Below are 13,756 nucleotides of genomic sequence, written 5' to 3' on the forward strand. Positions count from 1 at the left end.
GGTCTGTTTTTTGCTTCGTATCGTGCTTCGTTCATTACTATTTACTGCCCTGCTGGGTAGCGGGCTGCTATCGGGCGCGGCTGCCACGGCCGGCACTCCGCCCGCCAAAACGCTGGAGTTTATCGAAAACCGTGGGCAGTGGGCCACTGCTGCTCGCTACGCGGCCCCGGTGCCCGGCGGCCGGCTATTTGTGGAGCCCGACGGCCTCACCTACGCGCTGATGGAGCCCATCGACCACCACGCTAAAGAGCGGCCCACCGCCGCGGATAAGCTCCGCGGCCACGCGGTGCAGGTGCGCTTTGTAGCGGCTCGGGCGCAGGCTCCGCAGCCCAGCCTGCCCACCGGCGAAGTGCGCAACTACTTCTGCGGCAACGAGCCCGCCCGCTGGGCCAGCCAGGTGGCCAGCTACCGCCAGCTGCGCTACCAGCAGCTGTGGCCAGGCATTGATGCGCGGCTGTACGAAAACGCTCAGCAGCACCTTGAATACGACTTCGAGCTGGCTCCCAACGCCGATCCGGCCGCCATTCGCCTGCACTACAACGGAGCGGATGGCCTGAGTGTGGATGCCGCCGGTGCCCTGCAGGTAGCAGCCGACGTAGGCTCGTTTACCGAGCTGCCGCCTCAGGCCTGGCAACTCGACGCCACTGGTCAGCGCCAGCGCGTGACTTGCCGCTACGTGCTCAACGGGCACGACGTAAGCTTCCAACTCGGCCCTTACGACCACAAACGCCCACTGACCATCGACCCGACAGTGGTATTCTCTACTTACACGGGCTCGACGGCGGAAAACTGGGGCTTCACGGCCACCTACGACCAGCAGGGCAACATGTATTCCGGCGGCATTGCGTTCAATCTGGGTTATCCTGCTTCGCCTGGGGCCTTCAGCACCAGCTTTGCCGGCGTCACCGACATGGCCATTATCAAATACAATACGGCCACCACGGGGCGCGCCGCCCGGCTCTGGGCTACCTACCTCGGCGGCAACTCCGGCGACTACCCCGAAAGCATGGTGGTCAACAACCAAGGAGAGCTGCTCATTCTCGGCGCCACCGGCTCCAGCAACTACCCCACTACCGCCGGGGCATATGACCGGAGCTTCAACGGGGGTGTGAGCGTTGATCCATACCTTGACGGCCCGCCCTACGACCTGCCACCCGGCTCCGACCTCGTCGTGTCGCGGCTGAACGCCACGGGTTCGGCCCTGCTGGGCTCCACCTACCTCGGCGGCAGCAACAACGACGGCCTGCTGAACCCTTCGAACTTATTCGTGGGCCCGCTGGTGCACAATTATGGCGACCCGTTCCGGGGCGACATCATTGTGGACGCCAACGATAACGTGTACCTAGCTTCCAACACCGCTTCCAGCAACTTCCCGGCCGTGGGCGGCTTCCGCACCACCTTTGGCACCGGCGGCTCCGATGCCGTGGTGTGCAAGCTCAACGCGGGCCTGACCAGCCTGCTGTGGAGCACCTACCTCGGCGGCTCCGGCGCCGACGCGGCCTACTCCCTGCGCCTGGACGCGACCAACAACCTCTATGTGTGCGGGGGCACCACCAGCCCCAACTTTCCCACTACCCCGGGCGCGCTCATTTCCACCTTGCGCGGGGATGTTGATGGTTTTGTGGTGCGCCTGAACAACACCGGCTCTGCCTTGCTGGGCAGCACTTACATAGGCACCAGCAGCTACGATCAGGCCTACTTCGTGCAGCTGGATAACGGCGGCAACGTGTACCTGCTCGGCCAAAGCCTCGGCAATTACCCCGTCACGGCGGGGCGCTACGCCAACGCGGGCAGCCACCAGTTTATTCACTGCCTCAACCCCGATCTGACGGCCAGCAGCTTCTCCACCGTATTTGGCAGCGGCCGCACGTCCATCGACATTTCGCCCACCGCCTTCCTGGTCGACCAATGCGACCGAATATACGCCAGCGGCTGGGGCGGGCAGTTCAACTCGTCGTACGCCCCCAACGGCAATACGGCCGGCATGCCCGTCTCGGCCAATGCCGTGCAGCGCACCACCGATGCCAACGACTTCTACCTAATTGCCCTGTCCCCCAACGCGCAGGCCCTCGAATACGCCACCTACTACGGCGCCAACGATGCATCGGTGGGCGACCACGTCGACGGCGGCACTTCCCGCTTCGATCCACGCGGCGTGGTGTACCAGGCCGTATGCGCCTGCAGCTCGGCGCCTTTCCCCATTCCGCCCGGCGCCGGCACGTACTCTACCTCCAATCAAGGTTCCTACTGCAACAACGCCGCCTTCAAATTTCAGTTTGAAATCAGTGTCGCCTCGGCCGGCCCTGCTCAGACGATTTGCGCCAACGCTGCCCCACTGCGCCTCGGCGGCACCCCGTTCGGCGGCACGTGGTCGGGCCCGGGCGTGAGCGGCTCCGTCGCCAACGGCTTCTTTTTCACCCCTTCTACCGCCCTGATTGGCATGCAGACCCTGACGTATGCCTACACGGGCGGCGGCACGTGCAGCAGCCAGGCCTCGTTGCAGGTTACCGTGACGACCCCGCCGGCCGCAGTTTTTGCGCCGCTTAGCCAAAGCCAATTCTGCCAGAGCTCCGGCACGTTGCCGCCGGTTACGCTCGTGGCTCAGCCCGCCGGCGGCACCTTCAGTGGCCGCGGCGTGGTGGGCAATCTGTTTTATCCTTCTGTGGCCGGCGCGGGTGTACACCCCATTACGTACAGCTTCTCCCAAAACGGCTGCACCAGTCAAGCCACCCAAACCGCGACGGTGATTCGCCCGCCCACCATCGGTATGCGGCCCGATACGGTCATCTGCGCGGGCAGTACCCAGGCAGTACAGCTCCGGGCCAGCCCGGCCGGCGGCACCTGGAGCGGGCCTAACGTTTCGGCCAGCGGCCTATTCACGCCGCCCACTGGGTTTATCGGCCCGGTCACGCTCACCTACACCGCCACGGTAAGTGGCTGCACTGCCTCCGCTACGCGGCGCATCGGGGTCGTCAATGCACCGGCCCTGGCGCCCTCTTGGTCGGCCATCGTGTGCACGCAGGATAAGCAGGCGCCCTTGCGAGTGCGTTTTAGCGGCGTCGATGCCGTGCCCGGCACCCGCTGGGACTTTGGCGACGGCACACCCGAAGTCGCGGGCACTACCGTCGAGCACGTATACACGCAGGCCGGTACTTTCACCCCGCGCGTCACCGTGCCCTACAACGGCGGCCTGTGCCAGCAGCTCATCCAGCTACGCCCGGTGGAAGTAGTGGCTGCCGAGCCGCTGCCGAACGTCATCACCCCCAACGGCGACAACCTCAACGACCGGTTTATGGTCGGCTACGGCTGCCCGCCGCAGCTACAGGTGTTTTCCCGTTGGGGCAACAAGGTGTACGAAGCCGCCGCCTACCAAAATAACTGGAACGGTGACGGCTTGCCGGCCGGCATCTACTATTATCTGGTGCGCTTCCCCGATGGCAACGCCACCAAAGGCTGGGTGGAAATCGTGCGCTGACGACGGGGACTTGCGCTTGGCGGCCCAATGTTATATCTTTGCCTCACGCAATTCAGTTAATCAAGGAGAGGGGACGCTAGTCCCCTCTTTCTTTTCCCACCCACCTTGCCCATGAGCTTCGACCGTAACCGCATTCAGCAAATGCTGGACGCCAGCCTGCCAGGCCCCGAGTACTTCGTGGTGAGCCTGACGGTGAGCAACACGGCCGCCCGCCCCAAAATCACCGCCACCATCGACGGAGAGCAGGGTATCGGTATCGATGAGCTGAGCACCACCACCCGCCGCCTCACCCGTCAGATCGACGAGGCCTACGGCGAGGACGCGGCTTACAACCTGGAAGTCACCACGCCCGGCGCCGACCAGCCCCTCACCGACCAGCGCCAGTACGCCCGCCACGTCGGCCGCACCCTCGCCCTGAAGCTCACCGACGGCCGCGAGTTGGAAGGCACGCTTGAGGAAACTACCCCCGAAGGCCTGATGCTCTCGGAAGTGGTAAAGGAGAAAAACAAGAAGAAAACCCTGCCCGCGGCGCTGTTTCCCTTCGCCGACATCAGCGAAGCCCGCGTAGTCATTTCGTTTAAATAGGTTCTGCGTTGTCTGTTTTTCGCTATTCCTTTTTTGTCCGTTGCGACGAAAGACCGAGCGCGAAAAACGAATAGCGAAAAACGAATAACCCATCTATTCCCATGAACACCCTCAACCTCATCGAGAGCTTCTCGGAGTTTGCCAAGTTCAAGAACATCGACCGCCCCACGATGATGAGCATCCTGGAGGAGGTGTTCCGCACGATGATCCGGAAGAAGTTTGACGACGACTCCAACTTCGACGTCATCATCAACCCCGACAACGGCGACTTGGAAATCTGGCGCAACCGCGAAATCGTGGACGACGAGTCGGAGGATATCTGGGACCACGACAAAATTCCGCTGTCGGAAGCCCAAAAAATTGAGCCCGACTTCGAGGTAGGCGAGGAAGTATCCGAGCAAGTGAAGCTGGAGGATTTCGGCCGCCGCGCCGTCCTCATGGCCCGCCAGACGCTGATTCAGCGCGTGAAGGACCTGGAGCGCGACAACCTCTACCAGAAGTACAAGGACATGGTCGGCGAAATTATTGCCGGCGAAGTCTACCAGGTGTGGGGCCGCGAAACCCTGGTGCTCGACCAGGAGGAAAACGAACTGAGCCTGCCCAAGCCGGAGCAGATTCCCAAGGACCGCTACCGCAAGGGCGACACCATCCGCGCCGTCGTGCACCGCGTTGACGTGCTGAATGGCGCCCCCAAAATCATCCTGTCCCGCGCCGCGCCGGCTTTCCTGGAGCGCTTGATGGAGCAGGAAGTACCGGAAATTGCCGATGGTCTCATCACCATCAAAAACATCGTGCGCGAGCCGGGCGAGCGGGCCAAAGTAGCCGTAGAAAGCTACGACGACCGTATCGACCCGGTAGGCGCCTGCGTGGGCATGAAGGGCAGCCGCATTCACGCGGTGGTACGTGAGTTGGAGAACGAGAACATCGACATCATCAACTACACCGACAACCTGGAGCTCTACATTCAGCGTGCGTTGTCGCCGGCCCGCATCAGCACGATGAAAATAAATGAACAAACCGGGCGGGTTTCGGTGTTCTTAAAGCCGGACCAGGTATCACTGGCCATTGGCCGGGGCGGCGCCAACATCAAACTGGCTTCCCGTCTCGTAGGCATGGAAATCGACGTCTTCCGCGAAGCCGATTCCTATGAAGAAGATATCACGCTGGAAGAATTCAGCGACGAAATCGACCAGTGGATCATCGATGAGCTGAAGAAAATCGGTCTCGATACGGGCCGTGCGGTTTTGGCTGTTAACAAGGCCGACATCGTGCGCCGCACCGAGTTGGAGGAAGAAAACGTAGAAGAAGTTTTCCGCGTTATCCAGTCCGAATTTGACGGCGAAGACGAGGAGCAAACGCCCGCTGAAGGCGCTGAAACTACCTCTGAGGAGTAACCAGCGGCCCGGCCCTGTACGTAAGGGCCGGAGCCGCTCGGGCACAGTCCGGCGGAAGACCTGCCTGAATAGGTGGGTTTTCCGCCGTTTGGCAATAATTAAATCGTACTTTTGCACCCAACTACGAGTATCGAGCGCAACCCAAGAATGGCGGAAGCAGCAAGCAAACGACTGAAACAAGCGGCCACGGACCTGAACGTCGGGACCCACACTATTGTGGACTTCCTCCAGACGAAGGGCATTTCTGTTGAAAATAAACCCACCACCAAGCTTTCAGCCGACCAGGTTGCGTTGCTGAACAAGGAGTTTGCTTCATCGGCTCAAGACAAGGCCGAAGCCGCCCGACGCGGGCAAACCCTGCGCCACACCGAGCTTGAGCAAGCAGCCCAGGCCAAAGAAGCGGCGGCTAAGGTGGTAGCCCCCGCACCCAAACCCCAGGAACCTGCCCGTCCTGCTGCCCCGCAGCCGGCTCCGGTGGCGCAGCAGCCCGCGGCACCCGCCGCGCCGCAAGCCCCGGCCCAGCCCGCCGCTGACAATAGCCGTCCGGTGCCAGGTCTGAAAGTACTCGGCAAAATCGAGCTGGACGCCAAAGGCCGTCCGGTGCCGCCGCGCCCGGCTCAGCCGGCTCCCGCACCGGCCCCAGCCCCAGTGCCGGCTCCGGTTGCTGAAACCAAGCCAGCTCAGCCGGCTCCCCCGCCTGCCCCGACACCCACGCCGGCACCTGCTCCGGCTCCGGTAGCTCAGCAGCCCACGCAACCTGCGCCCGCTCCGGCTCCTACCCCAGCCCCCGCGCCTGCTCCGGCACGCGTTGCCGAAGCTCGTCCGGCCGCCCCGGCACCAGCCCCGACTCCTGCTCCGGCAGCCCCCGCTACGCCTGCTCCGGCTCCCGCTGCTCAGGCCAAGCCGGTAGCACCCGTAGCAGCTACCCCGGTAACGCCCGCTGCCCCGGCAGCCCCCGCCGCTCCGGAAACTCCGGCTGCTGGTGGTGAGCAAGGCGGCGACCAGGGCACCATTGTAGCCCGCGGCGAGCAGCTGAAGGGTCTGACGGTACTCGGCAAAATCGAGCTGCCGGTAGATGCTTCGCGTCGTGGCGGAGGCCGCGGTGCTCGTCCGGTCGCTTCGTCGGATGTGCGCAAAGCCGGTATCGGCGACAAGAAAAAGCGCGCCCGCATCACCGTACCTGGCCAAGGTCAGCAAGGTGGTGGTCAGGGCCAAGGCCAGCCCGACAACCGTCCTCACGGGACCGGCTACCAAGGCACTAACCGCCCCGGCGGCCCGGGTGGCAACCGTCCCGGCGGCCCAGGCCAAGGCAACCGTCCGGGCGGGCCCGGTGGCAACCGCGATAACCGCGGTGGTCAGCGCCCCGGCCAAGGCACGGGTCAGCCTGTATCGGCTGAGCAGAACGACAAACAGATTCAGGACCAGATCAAGGCTACGCTGGCCCGCCTGAGCGGCGGCCGTGGCGGCAACCAAGGCAACCGTGCCAAGTACCGCCGCGACAAGCGCGCTGGTATTGCGGAAGCTACGGAGCTGGCTCGTCAGCAGAGCGAACTGGCCTCGAAGACCCTGAAGCTGACCGAGTTTATCTCGGCCAACGACTTGGCTTCGCTGATGAACGTGTCGGTGAACGAGGTCATCAAGGTCTGCCTGAACATGGGTATGTTCGTGTCCATCAACCAGCGCCTCGACGCCGAAGCTATTACCGTCATTGCTGACGAGTTTGGCTACGACGTAGAATTCCTGTCGGCTGAGGACGAGCAGGACGTGACCATCATCACCGAGGATGATCCGGAAAGCCTGGAGGACCGCGCCCCGATTGTGACCATCATGGGTCACGTCGACCACGGTAAGACCTCGCTGCTTGACTACATCCGGAATGCGCAGGTGGCCAAAGGCGAAGCCGGCGGTATCACCCAGCACATTGGCGCCTACGAGGTGAAAACGGCATCGGGTAAGCGTATTACCTTCCTCGATACCCCGGGTCACGAAGCGTTTACCGCCATGCGTGCCCGTGGTGCCAAGGTGACGGACATTGCCATCATCGTGGTGGCGGCCGACGACTCGGTGATGCCGCAGACGAAGGAAGCTATCAACCACGCCCAAGCGGCTGGGGTGCCCATCGTTATTGCCCTGAACAAAATCGATAAGCCGGGTGCCAACCCCGACAAGGTCCGCGAGGAGCTGTCGGCCATCAACATCCTGGTGGAAGAATGGGGCGGTAAATACCAGTCGCAGGAAGTATCGGCCAAAACCGGTGCCGGCATCGAGGACCTCCTCGAGAAAGTGCTGCTCGAAGCCGAACTGCTGGAGCTGAAAGCCAACCCCAACCGCCGCGCCATCGGTTCGGTTATCGAAGCCTCGCTCGACAAGGGCCGTGGCTACGTAACGACCATCCTGGTGCAGACGGGTACGCTGGAAGTCGGCGACATCGTGCTGGCCGGTCCGCACTACGGCCGCGTGAAGGCCATGACGGACCACCGCGGCAAGAAGATGAAGACGGCCGGGCCGTCGACGCCGGTTCAGCTGCTGGGCCTGCAAGGCGCTCCGCAAGCCGGCGACAAAGTGGTAGCCATGGAGTCGGAGCGCGAAGCCCGCGAAATTGCTACCCAGCGTCTGCAGCTGCAGCGCGAGCAGTCGATGCGCACCAAGAAGCACATCACGCTCGACGAGATTGGTCGTCGTCTGGCTATTGGTTCGTTCAAGGAGCTCAACATCATCGTGAAGGGCGACGTGGACGGCTCGGTGGAAGCACTGTCGGACTCGCTGCTCAAGCTCTCGACCGGCGAAGTGGCCGTGAACATCCTCTCGAAGGGTGTGGGCGCCATCTCCGAATCGGATGTGCTGCTGGCTTCGGCTTCCGACGCCATCATCATCGGCTTCCAGGTGCGTCCGTCGCTGGGTGCGCGTAAGCTGGCCGAGCAGGAGCAGATTGACATCCGCCTCTACTCGATCATCTACAACGCCATCAACGAGGTGAAGGATGCTATGGAAGGCATGCTCGCCCCGACGGTGCAGGAAGTCACGGTGGCTACCATCGAGGTACGTCAGGTGTTCAACATCACCAAGGTGGGCACCATTGCCGGCTGTATGGTGACGGACGGCACCATCACGCGCAACACCAAGGTGCGCGTGGTACGCGACGGTATCGTACAGCACACCGGCAACATTCAGGCCCTGAAGCGCTTCAAAGACGACGTCTCGGAAGTGCGCCAAGGCTACGAATGCGGTATCTCGATCAAGAACTTCGACGATCTGCGCGAAGGCGACATCATCGAGGGCTTCGACGAGAAGGAAGTGAAACGCACGCTGTAAGCTTCGGCCTCGCAGCTACAATGCAAGCCCCGACCGGAAACGGCCGGGGCTTTTTTGTGGCCGCGGGCAACGAACCACGCACTTTGTCACTCTATATCGGCAACGTGTTGTATATTCAGAGTGCACCGTTCCACCGCCCACCGTTCGGCATGAAACACCTGTTACTCAGCATTTGGGGGTGGCTGCTATTGGCTATGGCTACTGCCGTAGCGGCGCCGGGCCCGGTGGTAGTGGTAAGCGACACCACCCAGACAACCGGGCTTCGCACCTCCGCCGAGGTACTGGCCGCACCAGCCGGCCTCACCCTGGCGCAGGTGCAATCGGCCCCCTGGAGCCAACGGTTTGCGCCAATAGGCTCGGCGGTTATTGCAGCAACGGCCGGTGAGCGTTGGACGCGTTGTCAGCTGCAGTCGGGCCGCGCGGCAAGTACCCGGTGGCTGCTAAGCGTGGCTACCGAGTACGTCGATGGCATCGACGTGTACGTGTTGCGCAATGCCCGGCCGGTTAAGCATTACCGGCTGAACTCACGGCTGCCGCACGCGCAGACACACGCGGTAATCGCACGCAACTATAACGTGCCGCTGGACCTGTCGCCCAATGAGGTGGTGACGCTGTACGCCCGCAGCCCGGCACAGGCGTACGTGAACCTGGGGGTTATTGAGCAGGCAAATCTGCTGCAGTACTCGCGCGAAGCCGACTGGACCATGGGCCCTTACTACGGCATTCTGCTGGCGCTGCTGGCTTACAACCTGCTGCTCTACGTGTCGGTGCGCGACAAGAGCTACCTGCTTTACTCGCTGTACGTTGGGTTTTTCGCGGCTTTGCAGATCGATATGACGGGCTACTGGCAGCAGTGGTGGCCCGATACGCTATCCGGCTTCTGGTTGGACGTACGCCAAAACACATTACTGGCCTGCACCGTCTTCTTCGGCACGCTTACCGCCCGGGCCTTTCTCGAGACGGACCGGCTGATGCCGCGCGTGGACAAGGTGCTACGACTGACGCTGGTGGTGGCGTGGCTACCGCTGCTGAGTGCCTTCACCCCCAACCCCGCCGTGGCCGTGTGGTGGCCCGTAAGCACGGCGCTGTGGACGAGTATTGTGCTGCTGACGGCTGGCACCCTGGCCCTGTTTGCGGGGTATCGACCGGCCCGCTACTACATGATAGGCTGGACGCTGCTGCTGCTGGCCGTAGTCAATTTCTACCTGAGCCTGGTGGGCATTACGCCGCGCGACAGTTTTTGGTCAGGGCACGGGGTACACGTAGCCTCAGCGCTGGAAATGATTTTGCTGTCCTTGGGTCTGGCTGACCGCATCAACCTGGAAAAAAAGGCCAAGCAGCGGGCACAGGAAGAAGCCATGCGGGCCTTGCAGGCTCAACAAGCGGCCCAGGGGCTGGCCCTAGCGGCCATGCTGGAAAAGCAAACGGCCCAGGAGCAAGCCCTACGCGTGTCGCGCGAGAAAGAAGAGTTGCAGCTGCGTACCAACCACGAGCTAGCGGAGCGGGCGGCCGAACTGCAGCGCGCTTATCAGGATCTGCAGACTAGTATTCGGACATCGCACCAGCTGCAGGAGCTGGACGAGCTGAAAACGAAGTTCTTCACCAATATCTCCCACGAGCTGCGGACCCCGCTTACGCTCATCATCAGCCCGCTGGAGCAACTGCTGAGCGAAGCCCGCCATCGCCCCGAAGCCGACACGCCGCCGGAATACACGCTGATGCTGCGCAATGCGCGCCGCCTGCTGCAGCTTATCAACCAGCTACTCGACATTTCGCGCCTCGAAGCCGGGCAGACGCGCCTGGCCGCCGCGCCGGTAGATATGGTGCAGGCCGTGAAGACCAATGTGCTGGCATTCGAGTCCCTGGCTGTAAGCCACGACGTGGACCTGCGCTTCGAGAGCAACGTGCCGACGCTGGAGGTGTACCTGGACACGGATCAGTTCGATAAGGTGCTCTACAACCTGCTGGGCAACGCCCTGAAATTTACGCCGGCCGGCGGCCAGGTAGTAGCCAGCGTCGAGGCGCAGGCGGGCCGGGCGGTACTGCGCGTGCGCGACACCGGCATGGGTATTCCGGCAGAGCACCTGCCCTTGATTTTCGACCGGTTTCATCAGGTGGACGATTCGCGCACGCGCCGCCACGAAGGCTCGGGCATCGGCTTGGCGCTGGTAAAAGAGCTGATCGGTCTGCACCACGGGCACATCCGCGTCAGCAGCACGCTGGGCCAGGGCACCACCTTCGTGGTGGAGCTGCCGCTGGGCCACGCGCACCTGCGCGCCGAAGAGCTGCGCCCAGCCGAAGCTGCGCCAGCGCCTGCGCTGCTGCCGAGCATGGCTAGCCTGGCGCCCGTGCCTGTTGCTTCTGCGGAGCAGCAGGCGGCGCATCACATAGATATGCGGCCTCTGGTGCTGGTGGTGGAGGACAACCCCGAAATGCGCGGCTACATCCACAGCTGCCTGGCGGCCGAGTTCCGGGTGCTGACGGCCGAGGACGGCGAGCAGGGCTTGGAACGGATTTTTGCGGCGGTGCCGGATTTGGTGGTGTCCGACCTGATGATGCCCAAGCTCGATGGTCTGGAACTGTGCCAGCGGTTACGGAAAGATGAGCGTACCAGCCATATCCCAGTTATTTTGCTCACAGCCAAGCCCGGCGACGAAGCCCGCCTGACCAGCTTCGGCCTCGGCGCCGACGAGTACCTGACCAAGCCCTTCCGCCCGGAGGAACTGCGGGCGCGCATGCACAACCTGATCCGGCAACGCCAACTGCTACGGCAGCGCTTCGGCCGCGAAGTCACGCTGCAACCCCGTGACATCAGCATCACCTCCGCCGATGAGGTATTTCTGCAGCGGGCCATGGCCGTAGTAGAGGAACACATGGCCGACAGCGACTTCAGCGTCGAACAGTTTGCCGATCAGATGGCCATGAGTCGGGTGCAGCTGCACCGCAAGCTCAAAGCCCTAACGGACCAGTCGACCTCCGAGTTTGTGCGCACAGTGCGGCTGCGGCGAGCAGCAGCGCTGCTGCAGGCACAGGCAGGCAGCGTAGCCGATGTGGCGGAGCAGGTAGGTTTCGGCAACCTGTCGTACTTCAGTAAGTGCTTCCGGGAGCTTTACCAACAGTCGCCTTCGGAGTACACCGCTACGGCAGTAGTGGAGTCTTGATTGGCATCGGCTCTACAATCATCGCCGCGGTATATCAGCAGCCAGTGCTATTTTTTATACTTAAATACATAAGTAAAATAACTGAAAATCAGATACATATACAACGCGTAACATTGCTATTAGTATTTGAAACATCTGTGTTAACGCTTCGGTCAGCGAATCAGACACCTTTGGACTGTCGGCGGGGCTAGTACTGCGATACTTCGCCACCACCTGCTTTTACCGCATGCGGCCTCCCCAGCCAGCGGATTTCCCGGTGCACATTCTCCCTTCTTCCTACCGATATGTTTGCTTTAGAAAGACTGTTGACGACTGACTTGGTGTGGCGCTTCAGCAACCGGTTAGGCAATTGGTTAGGCGATTTTGAGGAAGTCGGCATTTCGCCCCGGCACGCGTACGAACTGCACGGCGCCAGTGCCGAACAGCTCGACCGAAAAATGGCCATCATGTGCTACCTCTCGGTGTTCGGCTGGCTGGTGGCTTACCGCACGCCGCGGGCGCAGCGCGGCTCGCTCACTACTTTCCACGTACGCCAGATGTCGCTGGTAATTGGGCTGTCGGCCCTCATCATCGTGGCGCAGCTGGCTATGCTTCCTTTCTTCGGCTGGAGCAGCATGGTGGTAGCGGGTATCGGGCTGGGCGTGATGCTGATGCTGCGTATGCTGGGCGTGATGGGCGCTATCAGCGGCTTGCACGAGCCTCTGCCACTGATTGGCGGCTTGGCGCGGCGCCTGCTGGCCGATCGGTACATGTAGAACGTAATTGCGTTTTAGCAGGCTACACCTGCGCAGAGTAGAATACCGAAAGCTCCGGAAACGGTCCTGACTGGCCCTTGTTAAGGCCAATCAGGACCGTTTCTTATTTCCCCGGAGCCGAAATAATATAACTATACCAATTCGTCACATCATTATGCGATTGACGCAGGGCATGATTACCCGGTAGCTTTGTCCCAGACGGTTGGCCCTGCTGCCGGCGTCGGACACTGACAAACCCTTACCCCGTTCACCCCGCGTACTATGAAAACTCTTGGCCTCTCTGCCCTCGTCGCCCTCGTTGCTACGGCAACCGCTGCTCCTGCCACTGCCCAAACCCGCCCGGCCAGCCCGGTAGCCGGCCGCACCGCCAGCGCCAAACCGGCTGCTACCGCTACCAAAACCACTGCCGCCAAGCCCGCCGCCACGGCTGCCAAGCCAGCTACCACGGCAACGAAGCCTGCCGCTGTCGCCCCCAAGCCTGCCGCCGAACCAGAAGCAGCGCCGGTAGCGCCTAAGGCAACGACTGAACCCGCCAAGAAAGCAGCTCCCAAAGCCTCCACCGCCCGCGGCACTGAGTTCGGCAAAGGCAGCACGGCGGCCAACCTAGGCGTTGGGTTTGGCCTGGGCTACGGCTACGGCATTTTGGGCGGCAACGTGCGTTCCACGCCCGCGCTGAGCCTATCGGTGGAGCGCGGCATCACCGACAACGTCGGGCCAGGCGTCATCAGCATCGGCGGCCTGGTGGGCTACAAAAGCTACGGCTGGAAGTCGGGCAGCTACAAAAGCTCCTGGAAAAACTTCATCGTATCGGCGCGGGGTGCATACCACTACAACATCCTGAACAACCCTAAAGTCGATACCTACGCCGGCTTGAGCCTGGGCGTGCGCGTCGAGTCCTACTCCGATAACTGGAGCGACTCGCAGTACAGCAATTCGTACGGCGGCGCGGCCCTTACCTCGGGCATTTTCCTGGGCGGGCGCTACATGTTCTCCGACAACCTCGGCGCCTTCGGCGAGTTGGGCTACGACATGTCGTACCTGAAACTGGGCCTGACTGCCCGCTTCTAAGCCCAA

7 protein-coding genes are annotated in these 13,756 nt (G+C 62.3%); all 7 read left to right on the top strand.

Annotation, left to right across the window (positions count from 1 at the left end):
* Positions 1-22 precede the first annotated feature (22 nt).
* The 7 genes from B0919_RS21215 (at position 23) to B0919_RS21245 (ending at position 13,750) form a co-directional block, all read left to right on the top strand.
* The gene (locus tag B0919_RS21215) at positions 23-3,475 is read left to right on the top strand and encodes a gliding motility-associated C-terminal domain-containing protein (protein ID WP_078014307.1); all 3,453 of its coding nucleotides are present in this window, start codon (positions 23-25) and stop codon (positions 3,473-3,475) included.
* Between the two features lie 111 nt (positions 3,476-3,586).
* Positions 3,587-4,060, top strand: a complete 474-nt coding sequence (rimP, locus tag B0919_RS21220) for a ribosome maturation factor RimP (RefSeq protein ID WP_254846638.1) — start codon at positions 3,587-3,589, stop codon at positions 4,058-4,060.
* Between the two features lie 101 nt (positions 4,061-4,161).
* Positions 4,162-5,454 (top strand): transcription termination factor NusA, encoded by a 1,293-nt coding sequence (gene nusA, locus B0919_RS21225; RefSeq protein WP_078014308.1) that lies wholly within the window; start codon positions 4,162-4,164, stop codon positions 5,452-5,454.
* Between the two features lie 147 nt (positions 5,455-5,601).
* Positions 5,602-8,766 (top strand): translation initiation factor IF-2, encoded by a 3,165-nt coding sequence (gene infB, locus B0919_RS21230; RefSeq protein WP_078014309.1) that lies wholly within the window; start codon positions 5,602-5,604, stop codon positions 8,764-8,766.
* A 149-nt stretch (positions 8,767-8,915) separates the two neighbouring features.
* Complete coding sequence (locus B0919_RS21235; RefSeq protein WP_176133164.1) at positions 8,916-11,927, top strand: 7TM diverse intracellular signaling domain-containing protein; 3,012 nt, start codon at positions 8,916-8,918, stop codon at positions 11,925-11,927.
* A 284-nt stretch (positions 11,928-12,211) separates the two neighbouring features.
* Positions 12,212-12,682: a hypothetical protein gene (locus B0919_RS21240; protein ID WP_139362307.1), complete on the top strand. Its 471-nt coding sequence runs from the start codon at positions 12,212-12,214 to the stop codon at positions 12,680-12,682.
* A 261-nt stretch (positions 12,683-12,943) separates the two neighbouring features.
* Positions 12,944-13,750 carry a hypothetical protein gene (locus B0919_RS21245; protein WP_078014312.1) on the top strand — a complete coding sequence of 269 codons (807 nt, stop codon included), beginning with the start codon at positions 12,944-12,946 and terminating at the stop codon, positions 13,748-13,750.
* The last annotated feature ends 6 nt before the right edge of the window (positions 13,751-13,756 follow it).

It is taken from the genome of Hymenobacter sp. CRA2 (genome assembly GCF_002007105.1).
GTDB lineage: Bacteria > Bacteroidota > Bacteroidia > Cytophagales > Hymenobacteraceae > Solirubrum.

Coding starts and splice junctions, on each gene's coding strand:
- rimP (WP_254846638.1), top strand. CDS start 3,587: ATGAGCTTCGACCGTAACCGCATTCAGCAAATGCTGGACGCCAGCCTG.
- B0919_RS21235 (WP_176133164.1), top strand. CDS start 8,916: ATGAAACACCTGTTACTCAGCATTTGGGGGTGGCTGCTATTGGCTATG.
- nusA (WP_078014308.1), top strand. CDS start 4,162: ATGAACACCCTCAACCTCATCGAGAGCTTCTCGGAGTTTGCCAAGTTC.
- B0919_RS21245 (WP_078014312.1), top strand. CDS start 12,944: ATGAAAACTCTTGGCCTCTCTGCCCTCGTCGCCCTCGTTGCTACGGCA.
- B0919_RS21240 (WP_139362307.1), top strand. CDS start 12,212: ATGTTTGCTTTAGAAAGACTGTTGACGACTGACTTGGTGTGGCGCTTC.
- infB (WP_078014309.1), top strand. CDS start 5,602: ATGGCGGAAGCAGCAAGCAAACGACTGAAACAAGCGGCCACGGACCTG.